Raw genomic sequence first — 26,995 nt, forward strand, 5'->3', positions numbered from 1 at the left:
AGTGAAAATGATGGTATGATATATTTACAGCGAAAGGGGAATCTAAACAAGTGAATCACGAAGAAGACGAACTTAATGAATTGCTCATATTATTTTATTTTGGATATCGAACATTTACAGAAAAACCCAATCAAATGATTCAAAAGTATGGAATTCAGAGAGTCCACCATCGTATTTTATTTTTTATTGCAAGAATTCCAGGAATCACGGTAAATGAATTATTAACGGTTTTAGAAGTAACTAAGCAAGCCTTAAATCATCCACTTAGACAACTTACGGAAAAGGGTTTTATTTTACATAAACCAGGTGAATTTGATAAAAGATATAAGCAGCTTTATTTAACGGATCGTGGAGTGAATTTGGAAAGAGAACTCAGTAAAGTGCAACAAGAGCAAATGAAAACGATTTTTACTAAATTAGGTGGAAATCATCAGGAAGCCTGGGTCGATGTGATGAAGGAATTATCTAGTGTTAGACCTGGTCAAAAATTCTTTAAAGATTTATTTTTAACAAAGAATTCAGAGACCAATATAAACAATAAATAACCTATGCAAAATAATCAAAATGTTGAAGATCCAACAAATATGCCAAAATATTCTTGAAAACACAATCAATAAAAGAGAATTAATGAATGAAAAAACGTCATACCTTAAAGGCTATGACGTTTTTTATGTGATAAACAATTATGTAAAAACCTAATTTTTATCAACTTTACTTATATCCCACCAGTGAAAGCCTTCTTTAGCAAGGAGATCATCAGCAGCTTTTGGACCCATTGATCCGGCAGTGTAGGCTTCTAGAGAAACATTCTCTTCTCTCCATGCTTTTGCAATTGCATCAACAAAAGTCCACGAGAAGGCAACCTCATCCCATCTAATAAAGTTTGTCGAATCACCATTTATACAATCCTCAATTAAACGTTCATAAGCTGTTGCAACATTAGGATTTCCCGAACAGTTATTACAGAATTCCATTTTAACAGGGATCGTATCGTTTTCTTGACTATATTGTTTTGCATTAAGCTTTAAGGAAATACCTTCATCCGGTTGGATATGAATGGTTAAAAGATTTGAACTTAACTCATTAAAGTTATAGAAATATGGATTTTTTGGTACATCTTTAAATTGAACAGTAATTTGTGCCGATCTCTCAGCCAAACGTTTACCTGTTCTGATATAGAATGGGACACCAGCCCAGCGATAATTATCGATAAAAAGTCTTGCGGCAACATAGGTCTCAGTTTTTGATTCTGGATCAATATTTTCCTCTTTTTTATAACCAATGACAGACTCACCATTAGGCATGGTTCCTTCAATGTACTGTCCACGAACGACATGTTCTTTAACTTCTTGGCTATTAAAAAGACGAAGCGATTTTAATACTTTCACTTTTTCATCACGGATATCTTCTGTAGCAAAACGGCTTGGTGGCTCCATTGCTGTTAGCGAAACTAACTGTAGCATGTGATTTTGAATCATATCTAGCAAGGCACCGGTTTGGTCATAATAACTTGCCCGTTCTCCTACACCGAGTTGTTCACTTAAAGTGATTTGAATATTTGAGATATAACGGTTATTCCAAACTGATTCAAAGATTGGATTTGCAAATCGGATCACTTGAATATTTTGAATCATTTCTTTACCAAGGTAATGATCAATGCGGTATATTTCACTTTCTTTAAATACCGCATGAAGTGACTCATTTAATTCAGTTCCTGATTCTAAGTCATGTCCGAAAGGCTTCTCAATGATAAGACGTTTCCAACCATTGTCATGAGTTAGACCAGCTTCTTTGAGATTGCTTGTTACTTGTCCGAACAAGCGTGGGGCAAGTGATAGGTAGAAAACACGATTACCTTGTAACTGAAATTTTTGGTCAACTTCATCACTTAAGGTTTTCAATGAAACGAATGCCTCAAGGTTATTAACATCCAGTGGATGGTAATAAAATGCGTCTAAAAAGTCTGTCAAATCAGTATCTTGAGCTACAAAATCCTGTATAGAGTCTTTAACCAGATCGCGAAACGATTGATGGTTGTGAGGTCGGCGTGCAAGCCCTATCACCGCAAATGGTTGTTGCTTTTTATACAGGTTATATAGTGCAGGGTACAGTTTTCTTCTTGCAAGGTCGCCAGTTGCACCGAACAAGAAAAAGATATTAGCTTCTTTATTTTGTGTCATCTTTTGAATCCTCATTTCTAATAAAAATCGGTATCATATATATTTTATCAGAGTTATGAAAAAATGTTAAAAAAGAAAGCTTAAAAATTTGAAAAAGAATGTATCATTGTGTCGTCCAATATACTCGTTTTTTGATTGAAAAATAAAAATTTATTTTTAGAATGAATAGTAGTTTAGTTTAAAATAATAAGGTGTATAGAGTAGAATGGGATTAAAATTGCAATTCAGTAACGTACATGATAAAGTAAATAAGTATTCTTATGTGGGTGGAGAATTTTCCTATTGAAAAAATTGATGCTAGGCTTAACTGTTTAGTAGGCATTTTCCGCCTGGAGAATGCCTAACTATTTGTAATAATAAAGGAGAATGTATTTATTAATGAAATTTTCTGAACTAAAAATTGATGAAGCAATACTAAAAGCAACGGAAAAAGTAGGCTTTGAAAATATGACGCCTATTCAAGAGAACGCCATACCTCTTGCATTAAAAAAAGTGGATTTAATCGGTCAAGCACAAACTGGAACAGGGAAAACAGCCGCTTTTGGTATCCCGTTATTGCAGTTCGCTGATCCAACAAATCGAGAAATACAAGGTATCATCATCACTCCGACTCGTGAACTTGCGATACAGGTCGCCGATGAACTAAATGGTCTTGGGCGCTATAAAGGTGTTACGACTTTACCAATATATGGTGGGCAAGATATTCAAAAACAAATTCGATCTCTAAAAAAACGTCCTAGCCTTATTTCAGCAACACCAGGTCGATTATTAGATCATATAAAAAGAAGAACTATCCGATTGGATCATATCGAACATGTCGTTCTAGATGAAGCAGATGAAATGCTAAACATGGGCTTTATTGACGATATTCGTTCTATTTTAGAGAAAACACCTGCCGATCGACAAACGTTACTGTTCTCTGCAACGATGCCAAAGGCTATTCGTCTTTTAGCTGAGCAGTTTATGAAAAATCCTGAAAAAGTACAAATTAAGGCAAAAACTTTAACGGTGTCAAGAATTGAACAGGGATATGTTCAACTTAGAGAATCAGAAAAATTTGATGTACTAGCCCGTTTTCTTGATTTACACACACCAGAAAGAGCGATTGTTTTTGGTCGAACGAAACGTCGTGTCGATGAGTTAACGCGTGCTCTTCAAAAAAGAGGGTATACAGCGGAAGGGATTCATGGTGATTTAACACAATCAAAACGAGATCACGTTCTTAAACGTTTTAAAAATGATCAAGTTGACTTACTTATAGCAACAGATGTTGCTGCACGTGGACTCGATATTAGTAATGTCACTCATGTTTATAACTTCGACTTACCACAAGATCCTGAAAGCTATGTGCACCGGATAGGTAGAACAGGTCGTGCAGGAAAACAAGGGATGGCTTTAACGTTTATCACACCTAAAGAAATGCCTCACTTAAGCTCAATTGAACGTGTAACTAAACAGCAAATGAAGGAAGTTAAAGCGCCAACGTATCATGAAGCTTTAGTTGGTCAACAAAAATCGGCGGTTAATGCGGTTGAAGACTTACTTTCAAATGCCAGATTAGATAGTTATAAACAACTTGCTGAGGATTTGCTTGAAGACAAAGATGCTGTTCAAGTGGTAGCAGCAGCTCTTAAAGCGTTAACGAAAGAGCCAGATTCTACACCAGTTCGCTTAACAAATGAATCACCATTAATGGTGAAACGAGATCGTAAACGTCCGCCTAGAGGAAAAGGAAGAAATTATAGTCATGGGCGAGACCGTTATCAAAACGGTAATAGAGATCGTTACCAAGGTAACCGTGATCGTAATCGAAAACATGCTCAACAACACTAAAACATGATGAACATAAGCTAATGCCTAATTAGAGCATTAGCTTATTTACGTTGTGCCTAAGAAATTTATGTTTAAAGTCATAAGTCGGTTAGATCTTTACTATATATAGTTAATAGTTATATAATTTAATTTGTAAGCGCAACCAAAATATTGTTTAAATTTTCGAAAAAAAATTAAACGGAAAGGTTGCAAAAGTCTGAAAAATAGTTTAAGATAGTAAAAAGTGCAGAGGGGGCAGTTAAGATGAAAAAAGATCAATCTTTTCAGCAAGATACAAAGGCGCTCGTTCTTTATAAAGAACAGCATGCTAAGATTTCAGTCGTCGAAATGTATGCACAAATGATCCTGGATGAACTTGAATACAATCACCGAGTTGAACAGCTGAAAGTGGCGATTGATAAAAGCCTTGATTGTCGCGATGAAGCACTATTCTTAAAACTAAGCGAAGAATATCGTAAACTCGTGTCTTAAAATTGAATAGAATATTAAAAGCGTCACTCATTTCCGAGTGGCGCTTTTTCAGCATATAAGAAACATCAATTAAGCCCTATTTAAGCTTGTTTCAATTGGTCTTGAATCGCTTTTTTTGCTAATTCGTCTGCATTTTTATTTTGTTTGCTGGGAATCCATTTGATAAAAAATAAATTAAATTCATCAATTAGTTTTGTTGCCCGTTCAAGATAGTTTTGGTAATCCTTTCGTTTAACAAAACCTTTTTCAATCGATTGATTCACGAGCTGAGAGTCTGTTCGGAAAGACACTTCAAGATAGCCGTGATTTTTGCAGTAAGATAAAGCGTGTATAAATGCTTCAAATTCAGCTTCATGGTTACTTAGAACACCGAGCGGTATAGCCTGACGCTCTTCCTTTGAGTGATGGTTAATATAAATGCCGGCTCCCGATAACCCTGGATTTCCTGCACTTGCTCCATCAAAATAGACATCAATCAAGGCCATTCCTCCATCTATAGACATATTAATAATCCTTCATAATAAAAAAATCATCATATCATGGTCCTAGTCTAGCAAAAACGTGAATGAAATATTGGTTAGCTGGTAATGTTTTTATGTTAAAATAATGTGTAACGTTTCTTACCTATTTTATTATACTTTAATCTGATAGTAATTTGTTGATATCGTAAATAGTGATAAAGAAAATTATCATAAAGTTATCATAACTTGAAAATATTTGCACTTAGTTTGTTGGGAGGCTCTTTCGTGAAAGAATTTAAAACAGATGTTGACATTGCACAACAAGCGACACTTTTACCAATAGAAAACATAGCGGCGCAATTAGATTTAGAGAAAGACGATTGGGAACCTTATGGACGTTATAAAGCGAAAATATCAATACATACACTAGACCGTTTGCATGATCAAGCTGATGGCAACCTTATATTAGTGACCTCAATTAATCCAACACCAGCGGGTGAAGGGAAATCGACTGTGACCGTCGGACTTGGTCAAGCCATGAACCGTATTGGAAAGAAGACGGTTATTGCTCTTAGGGAACCATCACTTGGACCAAATATGGGATTAAAAGGTGGTGCAGCTGGTGGGGGGTATTCACAAGTTGTTCCAATGGATGACCTGAATTTACATTTTACAGGGGATTTTCATGCCATTACGACAGCGAATAACACGTTGTCATCCATAATTGATAATCATATTTATCAAGGCAATGACCTTAACATTGATCAACGGCGTATTGTTTGGAAACGCGCATTAGATCTAAATGATCGTGCCCTCCGTCAAATAGTGGTTGGATTAGGTGGACCTTTTGGTGGTGTGCCGAGAGAGGATAGTTTTCAAATTACGGTTGCTTCAGAAATAATGGCTATTCTATGCTTGGCCACAGACATGGATGATTTAAAAGCGAGATTAAGTCGTATTGTTGTTGCGTATACATATGACAAAACGCCTGTTACTGTTAGTGATTTAAATGCACAAGGTGCATTGACGCTCCTATTAAAAGACGCTATTCATCCTAATCTTGTACAAACATTGGAAAATACGCCAGCCCTTGTACATGGAGGACCTTTTGCTAATATCGCTCATGGATGTAATAGTATTCTTGCAACAAAGTTAGCATTAAAGCTGGGTGACTATGTCGTTACAGAAGCAGGATTCGGGGCTGATCTAGGTGCGGAGAAATTTTTGAATATAAAATCCAGAGTAGGCCATTTGTCTCCAAAAGCTGTCGTTATTGTAGCTACTGTTAGGGCTTTAAAAATGCATGGGGGACTTCAAAAAAACGAATTAGATCAGGGAAATCTAGTTGCACTAAAACATGGTATGACGAATTTACAACGACATATTGAGACGATTCAATCCTTTGGACTGCCTGTCATCGTAGCTATTAACCGTTTTACAGCGGATACAGATGAAGAAGTTCACTTTATTAATCAGTGGTGTAAAGAGAATAATTACCCTTCAGCTCTTGCAACGGTTTGGGCAGATGGAGGAGCTGGGGGAGAAGAACTTGCACGTACGGTCGTAGATGTGATTAATCAAGGAGACGCTCAATTTAAGCCTATATACTCTTTAGAAGAAAGTATTGAAACAAAATTAAATAAGATTGTAACCCAGGTATATGGTGGACAAGGGGTTTCTTTTTCTGAAAAGGCACTCAAGCAAATCAAGGAATTCAATCAATGTGGTTGGGATAAACTACCAATCTGTGTGGCGAAGACACAATATTCATTATCGGATGACCCGAGCCGTTTGGGGAGGCCGAAAGATTTTACCATCCATGTTCGTGAATTCCATGCCTCTATAGGTGCTGGATTTCTCGTGGCTTTAACGGGTAACATTATGACGATGCCAGGTTTGCCAAAAGAGCCTGCAGCGCTAAAAATGGATATCTTAAGCGATGGTACGATAAAAGGTTTATTCTAAAAAGCGCATGATTTTGAGCAGGTGGTTTGCGCATAAAGCTAATAATTGATATTTTATAATTATACGCTCTATAAGGATGATGATTTAATGGATATGATCCACATAAGAGAGGATGATCGATATGTCTATGGCATATGAAGAATATATGAGACAAATTGTTAAACCAATGCGTGAGGAACTTACTCATGCAGATTTTACTGAACTTACCACTCCAGAATCAGTGGAGAACTTTATGAGTCAAGTAGAGGGAACGACCTTGGTTGTTGTTAACTCTGTATGTGGATGTGCAGCGGGTTTAGCCCGTCCCGCGGTTGTTGAAGCTTTAAAAGGTGAAAAAAAACCTGATCATTTAGTGACCGTTTTTGCTGGTCAGGATCGTGAGGCTACTCAAAAAATGCGCGAATATTTTACCGATATAGAGCCTTCGTCTCCATCAATGGCTTTGTTAAAAGGAAAAGAAGTTGTTCACTTTATCCCAAGAGATGATATTGAGGATCATTCTCTAGAGGAAATAAAAGGTAATATCGAATCAGCATTAAAAAAACATTGTTAATCGGGATGTTTAATAAGGGCTACTCTATCGCTATGGTTATGAAATAGTGATAGCAGCAGTCCTTTTTAACACTTTAAGAAAGTATAAAGTACAACTTGGCCTCTGTCAGCGCCTTATAGGCCCCCGCAATCGGCAGGTTTACTTTACATTCTTGGAAAGGGTATACATAGATATGAGACTTCGATCTGATCAAAAAACCGTTATTATACAGAAACTTCAAGATTATTATTATCAGGAACATGAAAAAGAACTAGGTATTATTGGTGCCGAAAACTTATATGATTTTTTTATGAAAAATTGTGCACCTTTGATTTATAATTTAGCTATTGAAGATATACAAGGGGTTATTTTACAACAATTTGAATCAATACAAGAAGACATAGAAGTATTAAAAAAGAGATAATAGGTACTATATTACTATGCCTTCGACTTTTTATTCTATATTATGGATGTAATTAAAATAAATGTCCAATACTAATGCATAAATGGTTCAAGTTTGGTATCATATTTTATGACACCTTTTTAACATTTTATATAATGTTTAAAAATAATAAATAACTGCAATATTTATTAATGAATAAGGGTGGAATCAAATATGACAGAACACAAACCATATCGTGTATTACTTTATTATAAGTATGTACCGATTGAAGATCATGAAGAATTCGCTAAGGATCATCTTAAATTTTGTAAAGAACTAGGATTGAAAGGCAGGATCTTAGTTGCACATGAAGGTATTAATGGGACAGTCTCTGGAACATGGGAACAGACTCAGATTTATATGGATACACTGAAAGCAGATCCAAGATTTAAAGATATTGTTTTTAAAATAGATGAAGCAGAGGAACATGCATTTAAAAAAATGTTTGTAAGACCTCGGAATGAAATCGTAAGTCTCAAACTAGACGAAGATTTAGATCCAAATCATATTACAGGTAAACATCTACCTCCAAAAGAGTTTCTGAAATACTTGCAACAAGATGATGTTGTGGTTATTGATGCTCGAAACGATTATGAAACACAAATTGGCCACTTTAGGAATGCTATTATCCCAGATGTTAAAGCGTTCCGAGATTTACCAAAATGGATTCGTGAAAATTTAAGTGAGTATAAAGATAAAAAAGTCTTAACCTATTGTACGGGTGGAATTAGGTGTGAAAAATTTACTGGTTTTCTAATTAAGGAAGGGTTTAATGACGTTAACCAATTAGAAGGCGGTATTGTAGAATATGGAAAAGATCCTGAAGTTCAAGGTCGGCTCTATGATGGAAAATGCTATGTCTTTGATGAAAGAATATCTGTACCTGTGAATAGGACGGACGAAGATGTTATTATTAGCCATTGTCATCATTGTGGAAAAGAAGTTGATCGACTTGTAAACTGTGCTAATCCAGAATGTAATAAACAATATGTTTGTTGCCCTGAATGTGAAGAGAAATACCATCGTTCATGTTCTGACGAGTGCAGAGAACACCCACGGAATCGTTTTGAATTAGATAAAAAACGGGCTGTACAACATAATTAATATCATTGATTATAAACATGCAGGTGGTTTTTATGCCCCGCATGTTTTTTAAATCTAACATATGGATCATGTTCGAAATGACAATGATGAAACGTTACGATAAAATAGAACAAGACAGTTCTAAAATTAAAGTTTTGACAGGAGGGCTAATATGTTTGATCTCTATGCTTCTTTTATAAAAAATGACCGGCATAAAGAACTTGTTGACATGGCGGCAGCACACGCCAAAAAATTCAAACTAAGAGCGGCAAAATATGATAAAGAAGCATCATTTCCATTTGAAAATTTTGCAGAATTAAAAGAGTCAGGTTATACGGCTTTGTCTGTGCCTAAAGTTTATGGAGGCCAGGATTTATCTCTATATGAATTTGCTCTCATTCAAGAAAATTTGGCTCAAGGGGATGGACCAACCGCATTGTGTGCAGGGTGGCATCTCGGTATAGTGATGGACTTAGTGACTCGAAGAGAGTGGGAGTCATCTGCTTTTGAAAAGATCTGTCAACAAATTGTTGATGAAAAAATAGTGATAAATCGAGCCGCAACAGAGCCGAAAACAGGAAGCCCAACAAGAGGTGGTAAGCCCGAGACAGAAGCTATTCAGACTGAAGATGGATGGCTGATCAATGGACATAAAACATTCACATCCCTAGCACCAATTGCTGATTATTTTATTGTTAGTGCGCAAGTCAGAGGCAGTGATGAGATTGGTGGATTTTTAGTACCTAGAGATGCAGATGGCGTTTCAACGAAAGAAACTTGGGACACACTTGGGATGAGAGCGACTCGAAGCGATGATTTAATCATTGACCATGTCAAACTCCCTAAAAATGCTTATGTTGAGCGAATTGGGTGGCAAGATAAAAACCATACACCCCCTGGATGGTTAATACATATTCCTGCTTGTTATTTAGGTATTGCTTTAGGTTGTCGTCAAGATATGATTGATTTTGCCACAAACTACAAACCAAACAGTTTAAATAAACCGATCAGTGAATTGGAGCACATTAAAAATAAGGTTGGACAAATTGATCTCGAACTCATGAAAGCAAGATATTTGATGTATGGTGTTGCAGCTGAGTGGGACGAATTTCCTGAAAGACGTGAATATCTAGGGCCAGAATTGCAAGCTGTCAAATATGCAGCGACGAATGCAGCTCTTAAAGCCGTTGATCTAGCTATGCGAGTGGTTGGTGGTCAAGGTTTATTCCGTTCAGAGCCTTTCGAACGGTATTACAGAGACATTCGTGCAGGAATTCATAATCCGCCAAGTGATGATATTGTTTTGCAGACTCTCGGGAAACGGGCATTTGAACAAGAATAGACGTGTGGACACCTTCTTAAATAGGATTTCAAATTAATCGTACTCATACTGAGTAGAACCTAATTGAATGGGAACACGACTCATTTCATTAGATGTGTAATTAAAAAGGAAATTAAAATCTGGACGAGTCGCACTTGTCATTAGATAGGCTGAAGCCGTGGCACCGATTCGCCGATATTTGTTTAATTCATCGATCATTGCATTCGCATTAAGGTTTCCTATTCCATGTCCGAAAAACTTTTGATCTGGCATTTGAATGGCATTTTCACCTTGCCATTGTGGTGTTCTTGGATTTACTTCGGGATTCTTGAAATATCGAATATCTCCAAGAATTCCTTGAGAGACATCGATTAAAACCAGAGGATAGTTAGCATGATGATGCCAATCCCATAGATATAGTTGGCGGTAAAATTGATCAAAATGACGTGATCCAATCACTTCAATTAACGCTTTATATAAGATAATCATCATGGCTGTTGCACATTCAAAGGCATATTGGTCTCCGTTTGTAAAAATGTCAATGATGGCGACGCTCGGTGAGCTTCCGACCCTTAATTCAAAACCGCCTTCCTCATTAAGAGTCCAATACCGCGGGTTACAGGCTGATTCATAAAAAGTGGCAAAACTTGCTCGGCTTTCTGATAAGAGAGATGCAGCGTTAATGATAGCTTGCCTTAATTTTATTTCAAAAATTAAAGCTTCTTGATTAGGGTATCGGTAAGTACGGAGGTCGCTGATTAGTCCATATACAATTTCTTTGGTAAATGGACCTAAGTTTCCCAACACCTGTTGTTCGACTGATGAAATGGGTCTATTTTGGATCAATATCATGGCTTGCCTCCTCCATTCAAGAATAAACGTTGATCTTGTAAGGAATAGGTAAGAATTTGTTTCCATTTTGAACGTTCCTGTAATCGAAGCTCTAATGATTTCTCTGCTAATGTCATTTGTTCTTGTTTCGATAATTGGACAAAATATCGATAGTTCCGTACATCTGTAGATGATAATCTAAGAAGAGGATTCCCGGTTTTATGTGATATAGGTTTACCTAAATATTTAGCAGCATAGTTAATTCGAAACGGATGGTGTTCTGGAGAGACATCATTTGTTTCTCCCGTATAAACAAGATAAGGGCTATTGTGCTCATACCAATTCACAAATACATCAAAAGTTTCTTCGGCTGATGCGCTTTGAACTTCAGGTATAAAACTTAACAATTGCTTCGCGTATTTTCGATCTGTAAGATATTCCGATAATAAATAATTAGAAAAGTGAAGAAGAACAGTTGGATCACCAAGTTCGTAAATGGCCCAAAGTAAATAATGACGCTGGGATTTATGACGATTTCTAAAAAATAACAATCTGATTAGTTGTTGAAGGTAATCCTGATGAAAAGTTAATAAAACCTGAATCGCTGTACTATCGATTACTTGAATATAATCTAATGAATGAATGGAATCTGATCCTGTCTCGAGGATCCATAAGAATGAAGTCACGATGGTATCGTGTTGATCATGAAATGGACTTTCGTTTGTTAGTCCATAATCCGTTCCTCTCAAAACATTACTAATATGGTTGATAACAATTTGATTTCGATCATTAAGGTCTACTGAATCTTTCCTAACTTCAAGTTCATGTAGAAGAAGAAAAAGGGTAGGAAATTCAAGTGCCTGATCATTAATTAATTGAATAGCATAATCTTTATTGGTGCTATAAAGAGTTTGCCATTCTTTTTTTAATTCTTTTATCCCTTTTTCACGAATTTTGTTTAGGGGATGATCTGATCGATTAAATTCACTCATGATTTTTTCCTCCAAATAATGCATCCTAAATCAATAGTATGTGACAAAGAAGAAAATCATGATAAAGGAATAAGTAGTCTAAGGAGGTGTATTACATGGAATTAAATGTAAATGGTCTTGTATATGCTCGTTATAAAACGGGGAAATATGTTGCAAAAATCATTCAGCTAGACGTCAATCATGCCATCGTAGAGATCTTAGCTGTTTTAACGCACCCGACTCAAGGTGATTTACACCATCCTAACGAAGTAAGCGTACCCCTTTTTCATCAAAGAAAAGCACTAAGTTTTCATGAAAAAGCACGGGTCCCATTGCACACCTGCACGCCATTTGATGAAGATGTGATTCCAGACTATGAAGAATCTTTAAAGAGCGCCCTTAAGAAAATTTCCTCCAAGCTTAAGAAACGAGACGACGCATGGTCTTCTGAGTCGCTCAAGCAGCTTCGCGATTTGGAGAATGACTATTTTAAAAAGTAAGATTAGACAGAATAGGCCAAAAGTCTTTATGAGGTGATGAAAAATGAAGCAATACCTAGATCTATGTAAACGTGTTTTAAAGGAAGGCAATGAAAAGGGAGATAGAACGGGGACAGGTACTCGGAGTGTTTTTGGCCATCAGATGCGTTTTTCTCTTCAAGAGGGTTTTCCGTTATTAACAACAAAAAAACTCCACTACAAATCCATTATTTACGAATTGCTTTGGTTTTTAAAAGGAGATACAAATGTTAAGTATTTACAAGACCATGGTGTTAGGATTTGGAATGAATGGGCAGACGAAACCGGGGAACTTGGGCCTGTTTATGGGCACCAATGGCGATCATGGCCAGGGAAGAATGGAGAAACGATTGACCAGATCTCTAAATTAATGGATATGATCAAATTAAATCCAAATTCCCGCCGTTTGATTGTAACGGCTTGGAATCCCAGTGATATTGAAGAGATGGCTTTACCTCCATGTCATTGTTTATTTCAATTTTATGTAAGTCGTGGCAAGCTATCATGTCAGTTATATCAGAGAAGTGCCGATATCTTTCTCGGAGTTCCGTTTAATATTGCATCATATGCTCTTTTAACACATGTGATTGCTCATGTCTCCGGACTCGAAGTCGGCGAATTTATCCATACGCTAGGCGATGCACATATTTATAACAATCATATTGAACAAGTAAAGGAACAATTGAACAGGACACCTAAAGAGCTGCCTACATTATCTTTTAAACGCAAGGTTCCAACAATATTTGATTTTGAATATGAAGATTTCGTTATTGAAGGTTATGATCCTCATCCTCATATTAAAGGGAAGGTATCAGTATGATATCTTTTTTACTGGCAATGGATGAAAAAGGTCTTATTGGAAAAAACAATGATTTACCGTGGCATTTACCTGCAGATTTACAATACTTCAAAAACATCACGATGGGCCATAGTATTATCATGGGAAGAAAAACGTATGAATCAATAGGAAGACCACTGCCTGGGAGAAGGAATATCATCTTAACACGGAATAAAGATTATTCTAGTGAACAGGCGCAAGTTTTTTATTCAGAAAAAACATTACTTAAGTATTGCGATGATCCAAGCGAAGAATATTTTATCATCGGAGGGGCCGAATTATTCAAAAGTTTGTTTCCTTATGCCAATAAATTATATATAACGCGAATTCATCATATATTTGAAGGTGATACCTATTTTGGAGGCTTTAATCCAGATGAATGGCGTTTGGTATCTGAGATAGAAGGAGTGGTAGATGCAAAGAATAGGTATCCTCATACTTTTTGCATATATGAAAGGAAAAGTGAATAGATAATGATTAAAACCGATCAGGCCAACTGATCGGTTTTTTTACACTTTAAAAAAGTATAAGTGCGGGCTTAGGCCTCTGTCTAAGCCGTAGGCCCCGCATCGGCCAGCTTTCTTTACCCTAATGAACTTACTGAAATTCAGAAAAAAGGGTTAACGCCGCCAGCTTTAAAATAACACCGATCAAATTACCACATGAATGACATGTATTTCCGTTTTTTCTGCACGCCTATTTTTCGTTTTGCATAATGTATAGAAAAAGCGCTTGAAATGGCGAGACGGAGCTGATAAAGATGATGTTGCAAATGCTGAACTTGGTCCTCGTCTATCTTATTTGTGGTACCTTGATTAGTGGATCGCTAACCATATTACCATTTAGAAAAAGGTCTTGGAAGACCCATGCTATTCCATTCTTAATACTCACCATTCTATGGTTTCCTATTAGTATCGTGACGATGATGCTGGCTCCCTTTATTCATAATATGGAATTGGATTGATCGAGATGATTGATTTTATAACAGGATCTTTAGAGCAGGGATAAGGAGGCGTGAGGAGTGTTCTTAAATCATGTTTGTTTTGAAAGCATTCTAGAGCCTGAAAGAATCATCATTCCATCTGAAATTTATAAGCGGATTAAAGTGATCAAAGTGATCAAGGATGAGACGTTAGGATATAGAGAATCAATTGAAAGAAAGCAGGACATTCAGAAAGATAAAGCGATATTTATTGTGAACCCTTTGGATTCGGCTTGGGTTGATGCTATGGTCATCGATAATGAACTTTTTGTTATTGAATCACTGTTTCCTAAGCTGAATTTGAATGGAAAAAAAGTATATGAACAAGGAGATTTAAATCGATCAAACTTAGATACGATTCTTTTATTTGAAAAACATCGATTTATGAATGAAGCGAGAAAACAATTTAAAGTCGCAAAAAAACATGCGAAAAACATCGCAAGTATTATGGATCATGCCACTCAATATGATCAGCTAAACCAATTTCTAAATCATCTCTCTGTTCAATTATTCAAAAATGAACAAGTTGTTGAAACAAAAGAGATATTCTTGTCTTCCTGTCAGTATGGAACGATTCTTCAACCCGCTCTTGATCCATTATTTATGATTCGAAATATTCGTCATTTCATTATATTAAAAGGAACAAACCAGCAATCGATATCCACTTGTTTGCATCAACTAAAAAAAGTAGCCATGATAGAAGAACATGCCCCTATTAGCTACTATTGCCCCTTCTATACAGAAGATATCGATATGCTTTACTTACCTAAGATGAAGATAGCTATATTAGATGGGATGTCCCCGCATCGTTTTGAACCGATTCATCCAAAGGACAAAATATATAATTTAGATTATATTGTGATGGATCAGGAGAAACGTTTGGAACATATTAGTGATTTAAATGAGTATATGAAATGTTACCATCATTACATGAATAAGGGGTATTACGCATTGCACCAGGCAAAATATTACCAAAACCAATTATTAGCCTTTAGTTCTCATAAAGATCAGATTCTGCATTACGTAGATGAGAATAAGTAAGCATAAAAACACTTTCTTAGTACAGAAATGAAGGATTACAGTGTAGCGTATCTGTAATCCTTTTAGGTCTATGATTGGTTAGATTTGAAATCATAAATCAACAGGATTAAAATCTTCTTCCCCGGTCAGATGACAAATCATATCAGTTAATAAATCTATTTCCTGTTCAATATCTTTAAAGCTAACGGTTTCTACTGGAGCATGCATATATCTAAGAGGCAGAGAAACAAGGGCAATAGGTACTCCTTCACCAGTTAAACGCATTCTATCTGCATCGGTACCCGTCATCCTAGGTGTTAGTTCATATTGCAGGTTGATATTTAATCTTTTTGCTGATTCCTCGATGATAGAGTTGATTTTATGATTTATAGGGGCTCCTTTTGCTAATACTGGTCCACCATCCAAGGTAATATGACCGTGCTTATTTTGATCCACTTCTGGAAAATCGGTAGCAAATGTGACATCACAGGCGATAGCGAGAGTAGGTTTTATTTGACTCGCTGCAAAATAAGCTCCACCCATATTCGTTTCCTCGTTAACTGTACTTGCTACATAGAGACCCACTTTACTATTCCTTTCTTTGCAACGTTTCAGAACTTCAGCAATGATAAAAGCACCAGTACGATTATCAAGACCGCGAGCACTTAGTCTGTGATTAAGGAGTTTTTCAGGTTCCCGCTTATAAACAGCAAGATCACCAACTTGGACATATTGCATGATTTCCTCTTTGGACTTCGCTCCACAATCAATATATAAATCGCTAAATTCAAATTCCTCCTTAACTCCACCATGATGTTCGGCGTTAACTCCAACAACTCCTACAATGCGTTGTTTGTAACCGAGAATTTCAATTTTCATGCCGATTGCGGGTTTTGGACTGATTCCTCCCAAACTATCTATGTATACAAATCCGTTATTGTCCATCCCTCGAACAATAAAGCCAATTTCATCAGAATGACCAGCAAGAAGTACTTTAAAGGGTGCTTCAGGATTTAAGATGCCAATCACATTTCCAGAAGAATCTGTACGTATTTCATCACAAAAAGCTTTTACATAGGATGCCCATTTGCGTTGAATAACAGCTTCCTGACCTGAAGGGGATGGAGTAGCTAATAAATCAAATAAGAATTCATATGATGGTTGTGTCATTATAGACTAGACCTCCTAATAAATTTAATTGCACGACTAAGCACTCATATGTTTATACAACATGGCTCTTAAAGAAGAAAGGGGATAGACATCTCCAAACCATTGATCCATGTTATATGTCATCACCATTTTACATCAACTTAAGGTAAGATCCTAATAACACAGAAAAAACATTATGTAAACTAAAAAGTCTATTATAATCAAATTTATCACGCCCATCAGTGAGGAATGACGCAGGCTAAAAACCAGGCGTCCTGTCGCAACGCCTGCACTAGCGCATCCTGTGTATCGAAAAGCCCCCACTTATGGAAGTTTCAGCTTTTTTGTCGAATAAGCATATATATTGGTGAATTGTGACGAGTTATGTTATACTGAATGTACCATTTGAAATACTGTACTTGATATACAAAACTCTCTATTCTTATACGGATTAGGGAGTTATTTTTTTAAAAAATATTTTAATTACAATAAACAAAAAGGCAGACTCTTATAAGAGTCTGCCTTATATCTTTTGTATTATAATTTAACAACGTTAGTTGCTTGTGGTCCGCGTTGACCTTGTTCAACTTCGAAAGAAACTTCTTGACCTTCGTCTAAAGTTTTGAAGCCGTCAGTTTGGATTGCTGAAAAGTGTACGAATACATCGTCTCCACCTTCACGTTCGATAAATCCAAAACCTTTTTCTGCGTTAAACCATTTTACTTTACCTTGTTCCATTGTTGTTGCCTCCTAGTGCGTTAAGCACACATTTGTTACTATCCTTGCTCAATTCTTTTAGATTTAAAGTAGTTACTTCTCAATCCAGACCGAACAAAAATAATTCTTGTTTAGTATAACAAGGAATAACAGATTTTGCAAATTTAATTAAACAAAATATGATCATGTTTACGAATAAGAAATCACCTTCTTTAAAATATGATGAATTAGTATACCCCATTTTCATTCTTTTAGTCCGAGTATCAGCTATTTGTCACCATTCGTTTAATTTAATGGATTATGAAAAAAATTTATTCTCTATTTTATGTGAAAAATAATTCCAATCTTTATATGGCTTTCTGAACGAGTTAATATGCAATAATGCATAAGCTATGCAATAATGTATAATTGAATTGCGGGATAATTTTAAAAATTAAATAAAAAACTGTAAAAATAATGCTTATTCAATTGTTAAACGTTTTGGCATTAAACTTGCATAATGATTATTGATGAAACTGTTAGTTTATCAATTTGTAAGAAATTATGAGGAAGAGGGATTGATATGGGAGAACAAACAACATTGAAACGTTCGCTCGGATTATGGTCGATTATTTTGCTTGGTCTAGGTTATATGACACCAATGGTTGTGTTTGACACATTTGGAATTGTAGCTGGAACGACCAGTGGAGGAGTTCCGCTCGCTTATTTGGTCGCATTAGTTGCCATGTTACTAACAGCGCTTAGCTATGGAAAAATGGTTCAAGTCATGCCGAGTGCAGGAACAGCTTATTCTTATACATCAAAAACGATTAACGGGCACCTTGGTTTTATGGTTGGCTGGGCTTCATTACTCGATTATTTATTACTGCCGATGGTCAATGCGCTTATTTTTCGAATTTATATGAATTCATTTTTTCCAGAAATCTCAGTTTGGATTTGGATTACGGCATACGTCATTCTATTAACAGGATTAAATATTTGGAGTGTAAAATTGGCTTCACGTTTTAATAGTTCACTCGTCTTTTTACAAATTATTATGGTTGTATTTTTCGCAATTATTGCAGTGGTCAAACTACATAACGGCCATGGAAATGGTGTGATATTTAGTATCGAGCCATTTATTCATTCAGGAATTCATTTTCAAACATTAATGATGGGGGCAACGGTTGTTTGTTTTTCATTTTTGGGTTTTGATGCGGTAACCACTTTTTCAGAAGAAACACCGAATCCAAAGAAAACCATACCAAAAGCAATTATCCTAACAACGTTATTTGGAGGTGCCTTGTTTATTGTTGCATCTTATTTCGCACAATCGTTATATCCACACCTTTCAACATTTAAAAATACTGACGATACGTTACCTGAAATCGCAAAATATTCAGCTGGTGTGACCTTTCAAGTGTTCTTTTTTGCTGCAGCGTTTGCAGGGGTTTTATCCTCTGGCTTAGCATCACATGGAAGTGTTTCTCGCTTATTGTATGTCATGGGTAGAGATGGTGTTTTACCACGAAAAGCATTCGGTTATGTGCACCCGCGCTTTCGCACCCCGATGTTTAATGTTATTTTAGTCGGATTAGTGACGTTTGCTTCCATGTCTTTTAGTCTTGATCTCATTAGTTCCTTTATTAATTATGGCGCACTTACGGCTTTTTCTTTTGTCAATTTATCTGTCATTGCCCATTATCTGTTTAAGGAAAAACGCTTTAAGACACCAAAAGAAATTATCAACTATGCAATCTTACCGTTAGGTGGATTTGCTTTTATTGTCATGCTTTGGACGTCTTTATCTCATGATTCGATTTATTTTGGTTTAATCTGGTCGGCCATTGGTTTTATCTACTTACTTTGGCAAACGCGTTTGTTTAAGGTCCAACCTAAACAATTTGATTTTGAACTTGCTGAAGATACAGTTGAACTAAAAGCACAATAATAAGGTGAAAAAACAGTAACACAATGATTATATAGCTAACTATTGATGTCATTATTTATAACTAGGTATGTTATAATCGTTTCATAAGGAGGGCGATTAATAGATGCTACCCATTCCTAGTGAAAAAATAAGACCTATTGTTAGTATTTCAATCGATCAGACAGAAGAAAAATTATCGGAATATTTGAGACATTCATTCAACGATTATATTTTTATAAAAGATGGTAATCGGTTAACAGGTTATTTAAACGTTACAGATGCCTTTAAGAATGAATCTGTCACTTTTGACCAAATCAAACAACTCACCCATCCACTAGATCACGCCTGTTTCCTGAACAAAGAACATACGTTGCTTGATCTATATCAAGTGATTGGGGAAGCTGTCACTCTTGTTAAAAATGATCGTAATCAAGTTATCGGTTATATCAAGAGAGAAGACTTGCTTGTAGAAATGTTTAAAGATGAAAGTCAAAATACAGATTTATTAAAAACCATCTTAACATCTATACCAATGGGTATATTTGTCGTCAATCAAGATCGGAAAATTATCAATTGTAATGATTCTGGTTTAAAAATGATCAAAAGAAGGGCTATGGATGTGATAAATAATCCTGCTTGTCTCATTTTTAAACAAAAACATATTGATTATGTTTTTCGAACTGGTGAAACATTATTGAATCAAATCATTACTTCGGATAACATGGGAATTCTTGCTGATTATAGCCCAATAATTCAAAATAACCAGGAAGTAAGTGGGGCCGTCATTGTTGTCCAGGATTTGCCAATGGTAGAGAAAATGGCCATGGAAATGGAGTATGTAAAAAATTTAAACAATGATTTAAACGCTGTTTTATCCAGCGTATATGATGATATTTTAGTATTAGATGAGAATGGCGTACTCCTAAGATGCAGTGAAGCTATGACACCAGACTATTGGGACATCGATTTTAAACGGTTTATTGGGAAATGTTTGCTTCACATGGATTTTAATAGTGAATTCGACCCGAAGGCCATCCAATATGTAAAAGAAAACAAGGAAAAATATACTATTGTATATGAAACGAAAATTGGGAAAAAAGTGCTCACTGTAGGTACGCCAATATTGGATGAAGCAGGGGATTTACAACGAATCATTATTGCGTTACGGGATATAACAGAAACAGCCAACTTAAAACAGCAATTAGACCAATATAAAAAGGAATTAGATGGTTTAAAAAAGAAAGACATATTTTTTAATCAAATGGTGTATCGCAGTGCAAGAATGGAAGAATTAATGATTCGTGTTAAGAAAGTAGCTGAATTTTCATCAACGGTCTTGATAAGTGGAGAATCTGGAGTAGGAAAAGAAGTCGTAGCCAAAGCGATTCATCAAATGGGTAGCCGCTCTAGTCAACCGTTCATTAAATTAAATTGTGGAGCTATTCCTGAACAATTATTAGAAAGTGAATTATTTGGTTATGTCAAAGGCGCTTTTACGGGAGCAGACGTTAAAGGTAAAAAAGGGTATTTTGAACAAGCTAATGGCGGTGTGATTTTTTTAGATGAAATAGGAGAAATGCCTATTCAACTTCAAGTGAAACTCCTTCGTGTTTTGCAAGAAAATGAAGTTGTACCTGTTGGAAGTACAAAAACCATACCGATTGATGTCCAGATTGTAGCAGCCACTAATCGTGATTTGTCTATCATGATCAAAGAAGGGGAATTTCGTGAAGATCTATATTATCGTTTGAATGTCATTCCTATCCATGTACCGCCCCTGCGCGAGCGAACAGAAGATATAGCTCCGCTAACCATGCATTTTTTAAAACAATTTAATGAAAAATATCATAAACAGTATACGTTCATGCCGGATGCATTAAATTTACTAGAATTGTATAGTTGGCCTGGGAATATTAGAGAACTACAAAATGTTATTGAAAGATTAATTGTAGCATCGGATGATCATATCATTAATGCTGATCTCGTGACTAAGCTGATCAAGTTTGATTTAAGTTTGCCAGAATCGGAACCATTGAATCGAGTGATACCTATGCGACAGGCAAAGGAAAAATTAGAAAATGAGTTAATTATTTTGGCGATGAAGCGCTACAAAACGACCATCCGTGCAGCCGAGGTTCTTGAAATAAGCCAATCCACGGTAAGTCGGAAATATAAGAAACTGCTAGAGCAGAATCAATAGACTATCAAACTCCCCATTACATTTTAGTTTAATAAAGTAACTTTCATCAATGGGGTCTTTCTAGCCGTTAAGGCGGGATAAAAAAATAGCTCAAACCACCATTCTTTAGACGGGGATGGTGGTTAATTTTTTCTTTAATAATGCAATTAAGAATACTGTTATGCAAAAAAGCATAGTCTTACAAACTCTTCTTATTCGGTTGGAAACGAAATTTCTTCATTTAGCGCCTCTTTTGTGCCTCAGTTCGTGATGTCTTTAAGGTTTTCAATGATTAAAGGAGGATTAATAGTTGGCATGAAGTTTGCATGTACTAGACTAAGAGGGAATAAATTAACGATCATTTAAAAATATATGGAAGGAGACATGATACGGTCGTATCAATGAATCGAAAAATAATGAAATTAAATATGTTTATTGACGGATCTTGGCAAGGTGGTGGTACCAACCAAACACGCCAAATTGTCAATCCTGCCAACGGGGAAATCATTGCTGAGGCTGCTGAAGGTACAACAAGTGATGTAAATTATGCTATTTCAATTGCAAAGAAAACGTTTGAATCAGGAATTTGGTCTGAGAAGCCCGCTGAAGAGCGAGCAGAAGTTTTATTGAAAATTGCACAAAAGATTGATGAAAAACAAGAGGAATTAGCAAAACTTGAAACTCTCGATAATGGAAAAACTTTGAGAGAAGCAAGTTATGACATGAGTGATGCAGCCAACTGTTTCCGTTATTACGCAGGTTTGATTCTAGCGCCTCATGGTGAAACCTATCAAGTCCCAGATCATATGCAGGCCATGGTCGTAAGAGAACCGATTGGAGTATGTGGACTCATCGTTCCTTGGAATTATCCTCTCTTAATGAGTGTATGGAAACTAGCTCCAGCACTCGCTGCTGGAAATACCGTCGTCTATAAACCATCTGAAGTAACCCCAGTGACACCTGTTAAGTTATTCGAGATTTTTGAAGAAGTTGGTCTCCCGCGTGGTGTAGCAAATCTTGTCATGGGAGAAGGGAAAGTGGTTGGCCATGCGATTGCTGAGAGTCATGATGTGGATATGGTTTCGTTTACAGGAGGGACTGAAACAGGTCGCCATATCATGAGAACTGCAGCAGGTAACATGAAGAAAGTGTCTCTTGAATTAGGCGGGAAATCACCAAATATTATTTTTGCTGATAGTGATTTTGAAACAGCCGTCGACTATGCCTTATTTGGTATTTATGCTGGTGCAGGTCAAGTCTGCTCGGCTGGCTCTCGGATTTTAGTTGAAGAAAGTATCCAAGAGGCTTTTATTTCGCGATTTGTTGAAAGAGCAAAAAAAATCAAGGTCGGTCCTGGTCTCAATCCAGACTCGGAAATGGGACCACTTGTAAGTGAGGAGCACATGAAGAAAGTGCTTCGTTATATTAAGATTGGTCAAGAAGAAGGGGCAGAACTTGCCTCTGGTGGTTACCGGATCGTCGATGAAGGGTATGATAAAGGTTATTTTGTTGCCCCAACAGTCTTTATTCATACGACACCGGATATGCGAATTGTTCAAGAGGAAATTTTTGGACCTGTCGTCGTCATCCAAACCTTTAAAGATGAGAATGAAGCGATAAAACTCGCAAATGATACAAAGTATGGCCTTGCAGGTGGCGTTTTTACCCAAGATGCAGCCAAAGCAATGCGCGTCATTAAAAAAGTTCGGGCTGGTATCACGTGGGTGAATACATACCATGGCACTTATAATGAGGCTCCGTGGCATGGATATAAACAAAGTGGAATTGGTTCTAGTTTAGGTACTTATGGATTGGATGAATTTCTAGAAATTAAACAAATCAATTTCAATTTACAAGTAGAACCAATCGGTTGGTTTAAAAATTAAAAACAACAGGATGAATCGAGGAGAAATGAACATGTCAATGGATACATTAGATTTAAAAAACCAGAAAGTTAATGAAGCGAATGAATATGCAAAAAAGGTATTAGATCTCATCAATAAAAAGGACACAGACATCACAGCAGAAGATGCTGAATGGATCACTCAAGAAACAGTTAAAGATTTTAGAGATTATGTCAATCCTGGATTTTTGAAATATCGAAAGTCGGTCACTAAAGATGAGCAATTTGCCGCTGTTGAATGGTCAGATGAAGGGGATTGTTTTAAAGACGTAAATGGTAAGAAATATATCGACTGTTTAGGTGGATTTGGTATATATAATGTCGGGCATCGTCATCCTAAAGTCGTTCAAGCTGTCGTTAATCAAATGAATCGTCAAGCCCTTCATAGCCAAGATTTACTGGACCCTCTTCGTGCTTTTTTAGCTAAAATACTTGCTGACATCACACCAGGTGATCTACAATATTCATTTTTCACGAATAGTGGTACAGAAAGTGTGGAAGCAGGTCTAAAATTGGCAAAGATGTATAACCCTGAGCGTCATACATTTATTGCGGCAACACGAGCTTTTCACGGTAAAAGTCTTGGATCATTGTCAGGAACAGCAAAAGGAATGTTCCGTAAACCGTTCCTTCCGTTAGTTTCCGGTTTCCGTCACGTCCAATATGGTGATATTGAGATGCTTAAGAAAACAATGGAAGCATGTGCGTTAACTGGGGAAGACGTGGCAGCGGTTCTTTTAGAGCCGATTCAAGGAGAAGGCGGTATTATTATTCCTCCTGAAGATTATCTCCCTCAAGTGAGGGCTCTTTGCGATAAGTTTGGCGCATTACTTATTTTTGATGAAGTACAAACAGGTATGGGCCGGACGGGTAAAATGTTCTGCTGTGAACATTCTAATGTGGTCCCCGATATTCTTTGTCTTGCAAAGGCGTTTGGTGGAGGTATAATGCCAGCTGGAGCCGTCATTGCAAGCGAGAAGGTCTTTGAGAATCTCTTTCCTAATCCATTCATGCATACGACAACTTTTGGAGGAAATCCATTAGCCTGTGCAGCAGCTATCGCAACCATCAACATATTAATTGATGAAAAATTACCAGAACGTGCAGCACAAATGGGCGAATATATGTTGGATGGCTTGAAAAAAGCAGCTGAAGGCCATGAAGACAAGGTTAAGGCGATTCGAGGCAAAGGGTTTATGATTGGGATAGAATTTCAAGAGGATGTAATTGGTTATGAGTTCTCTAAGAAATTATTTGATAAAGGTGTCCTTGTCGCAGGAACTCTAGTCAATGCCAAAACGATTCGAATCGAACCGCCTTTGACCATTAAAAAAGAAGAAATTGAAACGGTCATCCAAACCGTTGCGGAAGCATTAAAATAAAGATAAAAATAAAACCTTGACTCTTATCAAATGAATAGGAGCAAGGTTTTTGTGCTTGGATGCAAAGTTCTGGCCATAAAGCACATCCTTAATAAAAACGACTCGCCGATTGTTTCAGGACCTAGGTATTATTTTGAAATGTAAACATTATGAATCTAGAACATGATCATCATGTAATTAATGGAAATAATGAACGTTTATTCAATCTTCAAAGCTCACGTATCATTTGTCAACTTTCATAGTTTTTAATTGAAAAGAAAGAGGAGGATTTAGAGAAAACATTCGAAATATTAATGAAGAAAAAACAGAAGAATTAATATCATCTCTTTTAGGCGTTAGCCCTCTCATAATCATTTAGGTGACATATAGTATTGAATGAGAGGCAGGCATTTGTCATGTTTTGTATTCGTTTATGATGCAATAAAAAGAGGAGAGTGGCTTTATGTCTATTCGAGATAACTATAATCAATCTTATCAGTACTTGAACCAAGCAGTGGAAATCATGTGTGCAGACGGCAAGGTTTATCAAGGAATTGTTCATTCTGTCGACCATGAAAATGTGTATATACAACCGTTTAATGAGAAGGCACAACGCCCCTATGAAAATGAAGATGAAAGGTTTTTTGCAGCTCCATTTGTCGGAGCCTTGACGGGCGGTTTGATCGGGGTTAGTCTAGGCAGTATTTTAGCTTTTAGACCATGTGGCCCTTATGGTTGCCCTTATCCATATGGTGGTGGATATGGCTACGGAGCTGGTTATGGATATGGTTATGGATCGGTTCCTCCTTACTATGGTCCAAGACCGGGATATTATTAATAAGTATGAGGAACTTGTGATAATAATACATGATCTAACAAGTATAATAAAATGAAAAATGCTCCTAGTTGGGAGCATTTTCATTTAACTATCTTAATTTATTATACATATTTTATTGAACCGCCATTGACGGCATATTCAGACCCTGTTACGTAAGAAGCTTGGTTTGAAGCAAGAAAGACAACAACGGCCGCTATCTCCTCGGGTTTACCTATAGAACCTCTAGGAATTTGCCTAACATTTTTCGCAAAATGTTCTATGGCTTTTTCACCATCCATGTTAAATTTTTCAGCAAGCATATCAATCATACCGCCGGGTTGTTCCCACATATGCGTTCGAGTAGGTCCAGGGGATACACAGTTAACACGAACCCCTTCAGGTCCAAATTCTTTTGCTAAGGCTGACGTAAGGTTGATAACCCCTGCTTTACTTACGCTGTAGTCTATGGCAAATTCATCTGGTTGATGACCACTTTCTGAAGCTATGGAGATGATGGAAGATTGGTCTTGTTTAGTAAGATGAGGTATGGCAGCACGACTGACTCGAATCATACTATACAGATTCGTCCTTAATGTATTGTCCCAGTCATCGTCCGTTAAAGCTAAAAAACTATGTTTATATTTTGCTATGCCGACATTATTGATTAGGATATCAATTTTTCCAAATCGATCAATCGCTTTATTAATTAATGTTTCAGCGCCTTCTTGTGTACTTAGATCGACTTCAACAGGGAATAGACTATCTTGTGAGGCGATGTTTTGAAATCCCTCGATATGTATATCTCCGGCTACAACCTTAGCTTCTTCGTTAAGAAAGGCTTTAGTAATGGCGAGACCCATACCGGCATGGGCACCTGTAACGACAACGACTTTTTCCTTTAAACTTAAGTCCATAGATCCTATCTCTCCTTTTTCCTTTTTTAAACTTATACCCTTATTCAATATAAATAAAACCTACTGATGAAAATTGAATACAAAGTTTAAATTTAAAAACAGTATTTCTTGTTCAGATATCTGTACTATAATAATTAATAGAGGGACGTACAGTACAGATATAGATACCAAAAAAATCACAAAATAGGTGGTAAAAGAGGAGGACATAGAGATGGAGATTATGGGTATCCACCATATTGCTATTATTTGTTCGGATTATGAAAAATCAAAGCATTTTTATGTCAATATTTTGGGTTGTCAAGTTATTCATGAACATTACAGAGAAGAGAGGCAGTCGTATAAATGTGATTTGAGATTAGGTGAGTCCGATCAAATTGAATTGTTTTCATTCCCGAGTCCACCTGGAAGATTAACTCATCCTGAAGCCTGTGGATTACGGCATCTAGCGTTTAAGGTCAAGGATATTAACCAAGCTAAATTAGAACTAGAAGAAGCGGATATAGAAGTTGAGTCGATTCGTAAAGATCCAATCACCGGAAAATTATTTACTTTTTTTCAAGATCCTGACCATCTTCCGCTTGAGTTATATGAAATATAA

Annotated in this window: 26 protein-coding genes; 19 read left to right on the top strand and 7 right to left on the bottom strand. The window is 36.5% G+C overall.

Annotated elements, in window-relative coordinates; all coding sequences use genetic code 11:
- Positions 1 to 50 precede the first annotated feature (50 nt).
- Positions 51 to 545, top strand: a complete 495-nt coding sequence (locus tag FG390_RS02250; protein WP_246092626.1) for a MarR family winged helix-turn-helix transcriptional regulator — start codon at positions 51 to 53, stop codon at positions 543 to 545.
- Between the two features lie 150 nt (positions 546 to 695).
- Here FG390_RS02250 and zwf read toward each other — a convergent pair whose 3' ends face one another.
- Positions 696 to 2,180, bottom strand: coding sequence for a glucose-6-phosphate dehydrogenase (zwf, locus tag FG390_RS02255; RefSeq protein WP_141189383.1), 1,485 nt, complete (start codon positions 2,178 to 2,180; stop codon positions 696 to 698).
- Between the two features lie 378 nt (positions 2,181 to 2,558).
- Here zwf and cshA point away from each other — a divergent pair, with 378 nt between their 5' ends.
- Positions 2,559 to 4,013: a degradosome RNA helicase CshA gene (gene cshA, locus FG390_RS02260; protein WP_141189384.1), complete on the top strand. Its 1,455-nt coding sequence runs from the start codon at positions 2,559 to 2,561 to the stop codon at positions 4,011 to 4,013.
- A 243-nt stretch (positions 4,014 to 4,256) separates the two neighbouring features.
- Complete coding sequence (locus FG390_RS02265) at positions 4,257 to 4,484, top strand: IDEAL domain-containing protein (protein WP_141189385.1); 228 nt, start codon at positions 4,257 to 4,259, stop codon at positions 4,482 to 4,484.
- An 80-nt stretch (positions 4,485 to 4,564) separates the two neighbouring features.
- Here FG390_RS02265 and FG390_RS02270 read toward each other — a convergent pair whose 3' ends face one another.
- Positions 4,565 to 4,963: a reverse transcriptase-like protein gene (locus FG390_RS02270; protein ID WP_141189552.1), complete on the bottom strand. Its 399-nt coding sequence runs from the start codon at positions 4,961 to 4,963 to the stop codon at positions 4,565 to 4,567.
- 267 nt (positions 4,964 to 5,230) lie between these two features.
- On the opposite strand from FG390_RS02270, the gene FG390_RS02275 reads away from it, so the two are divergent.
- The 5 genes from FG390_RS02275 (at position 5,231) to FG390_RS02295 (ending at position 10,309) form a co-directional block, all read left to right on the top strand.
- Positions 5,231 to 6,910 (top strand): formate--tetrahydrofolate ligase, encoded by a 1,680-nt coding sequence (locus tag FG390_RS02275; RefSeq protein ID WP_141189386.1) that lies wholly within the window; start codon positions 5,231 to 5,233, stop codon positions 6,908 to 6,910.
- A 121-nt stretch (positions 6,911 to 7,031) separates the two neighbouring features.
- Positions 7,032 to 7,463 (top strand): BrxA/BrxB family bacilliredoxin, encoded by a 432-nt coding sequence (locus tag FG390_RS02280; protein WP_141189387.1) that lies wholly within the window; start codon positions 7,032 to 7,034, stop codon positions 7,461 to 7,463.
- Positions 7,464 to 7,635: 172 nt separating this feature from the next.
- Positions 7,636 to 7,866: a DUF2164 domain-containing protein gene (locus tag FG390_RS02285; protein ID WP_141189388.1), complete on the top strand. Its 231-nt coding sequence runs from the start codon at positions 7,636 to 7,638 to the stop codon at positions 7,864 to 7,866.
- 192 nt (positions 7,867 to 8,058) lie between these two features.
- Positions 8,059 to 8,988, top strand: a complete 930-nt coding sequence (trhO, locus tag FG390_RS02290; RefSeq protein ID WP_141189389.1) for an oxygen-dependent tRNA uridine(34) hydroxylase TrhO — start codon at positions 8,059 to 8,061, stop codon at positions 8,986 to 8,988.
- 151 nt (positions 8,989 to 9,139) lie between these two features.
- Positions 9,140 to 10,309, top strand: a complete 1,170-nt coding sequence (locus tag FG390_RS02295) for an acyl-CoA dehydrogenase family protein (protein WP_141189390.1) — start codon at positions 9,140 to 9,142, stop codon at positions 10,307 to 10,309.
- A gap of 33 nt (positions 10,310 to 10,342) precedes the next feature.
- Here the strand turns inward: FG390_RS02295 and tgl are convergent, their stop codons facing one another.
- Together tgl and FG390_RS02305 are read right to left on the bottom strand one after the other, a co-directional pair.
- A complete protein-coding gene (gene tgl / locus FG390_RS02300) occupies positions 10,343 to 11,140 on the bottom strand; it encodes a spore coat transglutaminase TGL (RefSeq protein WP_141189391.1) in 798 nt (265 codons plus the stop codon).
- Positions 11,137 to 12,111 carry a hypothetical protein gene (locus FG390_RS02305; RefSeq protein ID WP_141189392.1) on the bottom strand — a complete coding sequence of 325 codons (975 nt, stop codon included), beginning with the start codon at positions 12,109 to 12,111 and terminating at the stop codon, positions 11,137 to 11,139. The genes tgl and FG390_RS02305 overlap by 4 nt, the downstream gene beginning before the upstream one ends.
- Before the next feature lie 95 nt (positions 12,112 to 12,206).
- Here FG390_RS02305 and kapB point away from each other — a divergent pair, with 95 nt between their 5' ends.
- The 5 genes from kapB (at position 12,207) to FG390_RS02330 (ending at position 15,469) form a co-directional block, all read left to right on the top strand.
- On the top strand, positions 12,207 to 12,590 hold the full coding sequence (gene kapB, locus FG390_RS02310) for a kinase-associated lipoprotein KapB (RefSeq protein ID WP_141189393.1): 384 nt from the start codon (positions 12,207 to 12,209) through the stop codon (positions 12,588 to 12,590).
- A gap of 43 nt (positions 12,591 to 12,633) precedes the next feature.
- Positions 12,634 to 13,428: a thymidylate synthase gene (locus FG390_RS02315; RefSeq protein ID WP_141189394.1), complete on the top strand. Its 795-nt coding sequence runs from the start codon at positions 12,634 to 12,636 to the stop codon at positions 13,426 to 13,428.
- Positions 13,425 to 13,916 carry a dihydrofolate reductase gene (locus FG390_RS02320; RefSeq protein WP_141189395.1) on the top strand — a complete coding sequence of 164 codons (492 nt, stop codon included), beginning with the start codon at positions 13,425 to 13,427 and terminating at the stop codon, positions 13,914 to 13,916. Before FG390_RS02315 ends, FG390_RS02320 begins: the two co-directional genes overlap by 4 nt.
- Before the next feature lie 290 nt (positions 13,917 to 14,206).
- A complete protein-coding gene (locus FG390_RS02325) occupies positions 14,207 to 14,410 on the top strand; it encodes a hypothetical protein (RefSeq protein WP_141189396.1) in 204 nt (67 codons plus the stop codon).
- 57 nt (positions 14,411 to 14,467) lie between these two features.
- The gene (locus FG390_RS02330; protein ID WP_141189397.1) at positions 14,468 to 15,469 is read left to right on the top strand and encodes a hypothetical protein; all 1,002 of its coding nucleotides are present in this window, start codon (positions 14,468 to 14,470) and stop codon (positions 15,467 to 15,469) included.
- Between the two features lie 90 nt (positions 15,470 to 15,559).
- On the opposite strand, the gene FG390_RS02335 is transcribed toward FG390_RS02330, so the two are convergent.
- Both FG390_RS02335 and FG390_RS02340 read right to left on the bottom strand, forming a co-directional pair.
- The gene (locus tag FG390_RS02335; protein ID WP_141189398.1) at positions 15,560 to 16,618 is read right to left on the bottom strand and encodes a M20/M25/M40 family metallo-hydrolase; all 1,059 of its coding nucleotides are present in this window, start codon (positions 16,616 to 16,618) and stop codon (positions 15,560 to 15,562) included.
- 516 nt (positions 16,619 to 17,134) lie between these two features.
- Entirely contained in the window at positions 17,135 to 17,335 is a 201-nt protein-coding gene (locus tag FG390_RS02340; RefSeq protein WP_141189399.1) for a cold-shock protein, read from the bottom strand.
- A 541-nt stretch (positions 17,336 to 17,876) separates the two neighbouring features.
- Here FG390_RS02340 and FG390_RS02345 point away from each other — a divergent pair.
- From FG390_RS02345 to FG390_RS02365, 5 genes are all read left to right on the top strand, one after another.
- Positions 17,877 to 19,244, top strand: coding sequence for an APC family permease (locus FG390_RS02345; RefSeq protein ID WP_141189400.1), 1,368 nt, complete (start codon positions 17,877 to 17,879; stop codon positions 19,242 to 19,244).
- A gap of 103 nt (positions 19,245 to 19,347) precedes the next feature.
- A complete protein-coding gene (locus FG390_RS02350) occupies positions 19,348 to 21,423 on the top strand; it encodes a sigma 54-interacting transcriptional regulator (protein WP_141189401.1) in 2,076 nt (691 codons plus the stop codon).
- A 395-nt stretch (positions 21,424 to 21,818) separates the two neighbouring features.
- Entirely contained in the window at positions 21,819 to 23,288 is a 1,470-nt protein-coding gene (locus FG390_RS02355) for an aldehyde dehydrogenase family protein (RefSeq protein WP_373681519.1), read from the top strand.
- Between the two features lie 31 nt (positions 23,289 to 23,319).
- Positions 23,320 to 24,687: a putrescine aminotransferase gene (locus tag FG390_RS02360; RefSeq protein ID WP_373681515.1), complete on the top strand. Its 1,368-nt coding sequence runs from the start codon at positions 23,320 to 23,322 to the stop codon at positions 24,685 to 24,687.
- Positions 24,688 to 25,129: 442 nt separating this feature from the next.
- Complete coding sequence (locus tag FG390_RS02365) at positions 25,130 to 25,504, top strand: LSm family protein (RefSeq protein WP_246092628.1); 375 nt, start codon at positions 25,130 to 25,132, stop codon at positions 25,502 to 25,504.
- Positions 25,505 to 25,605: 101 nt separating this feature from the next.
- Here FG390_RS02365 and FG390_RS02370 read toward each other — a convergent pair whose 3' ends face one another.
- Positions 25,606 to 26,397, bottom strand: coding sequence for an SDR family NAD(P)-dependent oxidoreductase (locus tag FG390_RS02370; RefSeq protein WP_141189402.1), 792 nt, complete (start codon positions 26,395 to 26,397; stop codon positions 25,606 to 25,608).
- A gap of 211 nt (positions 26,398 to 26,608) precedes the next feature.
- Between FG390_RS02370 and gloA2 the strand changes: the two genes are divergently transcribed.
- Complete coding sequence (gloA2, locus tag FG390_RS02375) at positions 26,609 to 26,995, top strand: SMU1112c/YaeR family gloxylase I-like metalloprotein (protein ID WP_141189403.1); 387 nt, start codon at positions 26,609 to 26,611, stop codon at positions 26,993 to 26,995.

This window comes from Terrilactibacillus laevilacticus (assembly GCF_006517395.1).
Classification (GTDB): Bacteria; Bacillota; Bacilli; order Bacillales; family Sporolactobacillaceae; genus Terrilactibacillus; species Terrilactibacillus laevilacticus.

Coding starts and splice junctions, on each gene's coding strand:
- FG390_RS02340 (WP_141189399.1), bottom strand. CDS start 17,335: ATGGAACAAGGTAAAGTAAAATGGTTTAACGCAGAAAAAGGTTTTGGA.
- FG390_RS02315 (WP_141189394.1), top strand. CDS start 12,634: ATGAAGCAATACCTAGATCTATGTAAACGTGTTTTAAAGGAAGGCAAT.
- trhO (WP_141189389.1), top strand. CDS start 8,059: ATGACAGAACACAAACCATATCGTGTATTACTTTATTATAAGTATGTA.
- FG390_RS02350 (WP_141189401.1), top strand. CDS start 19,348: ATGCTACCCATTCCTAGTGAAAAAATAAGACCTATTGTTAGTATTTCA.
- FG390_RS02335 (WP_141189398.1), bottom strand. CDS start 16,618: ATGACACAACCATCATATGAATTCTTATTTGATTTATTAGCTACTCCA.
- FG390_RS02295 (WP_141189390.1), top strand. CDS start 9,140: ATGTTTGATCTCTATGCTTCTTTTATAAAAAATGACCGGCATAAAGAA.
- FG390_RS02365 (WP_246092628.1), top strand. CDS start 25,130: ATGTCTATTCGAGATAACTATAATCAATCTTATCAGTACTTGAACCAA.
- FG390_RS02355 (WP_373681519.1), top strand. CDS start 21,819: ATGAAATTAAATATGTTTATTGACGGATCTTGGCAAGGTGGTGGTACC.
- tgl (WP_141189391.1), bottom strand. CDS start 11,140: ATGATATTGATCCAAAATAGACCCATTTCATCAGTCGAACAACAGGTG.
- FG390_RS02265 (WP_141189385.1), top strand. CDS start 4,257: ATGAAAAAAGATCAATCTTTTCAGCAAGATACAAAGGCGCTCGTTCTT.
- FG390_RS02280 (WP_141189387.1), top strand. CDS start 7,032: ATGTCTATGGCATATGAAGAATATATGAGACAAATTGTTAAACCAATG.
- FG390_RS02285 (WP_141189388.1), top strand. CDS start 7,636: ATGAGACTTCGATCTGATCAAAAAACCGTTATTATACAGAAACTTCAA.
- FG390_RS02370 (WP_141189402.1), bottom strand. CDS start 26,397: ATGGACTTAAGTTTAAAGGAAAAAGTCGTTGTCGTTACAGGTGCCCAT.
- FG390_RS02345 (WP_141189400.1), top strand. CDS start 17,877: ATGGGAGAACAAACAACATTGAAACGTTCGCTCGGATTATGGTCGATT.
- cshA (WP_141189384.1), top strand. CDS start 2,559: ATGAAATTTTCTGAACTAAAAATTGATGAAGCAATACTAAAAGCAACG.
- FG390_RS02320 (WP_141189395.1), top strand. CDS start 13,425: ATGATATCTTTTTTACTGGCAATGGATGAAAAAGGTCTTATTGGAAAA.
- FG390_RS02325 (WP_141189396.1), top strand. CDS start 14,207: ATGATGTTGCAAATGCTGAACTTGGTCCTCGTCTATCTTATTTGTGGT.
- FG390_RS02360 (WP_373681515.1), top strand. CDS start 23,320: ATGTCAATGGATACATTAGATTTAAAAAACCAGAAAGTTAATGAAGCG.
- gloA2 (WP_141189403.1), top strand. CDS start 26,609: ATGGAGATTATGGGTATCCACCATATTGCTATTATTTGTTCGGATTAT.
- zwf (WP_141189383.1), bottom strand. CDS start 2,180: ATGACACAAAATAAAGAAGCTAATATCTTTTTCTTGTTCGGTGCAACT.
- FG390_RS02305 (WP_141189392.1), bottom strand. CDS start 12,111: ATGAGTGAATTTAATCGATCAGATCATCCCCTAAACAAAATTCGTGAA.
- kapB (WP_141189393.1), top strand. CDS start 12,207: ATGGAATTAAATGTAAATGGTCTTGTATATGCTCGTTATAAAACGGGG.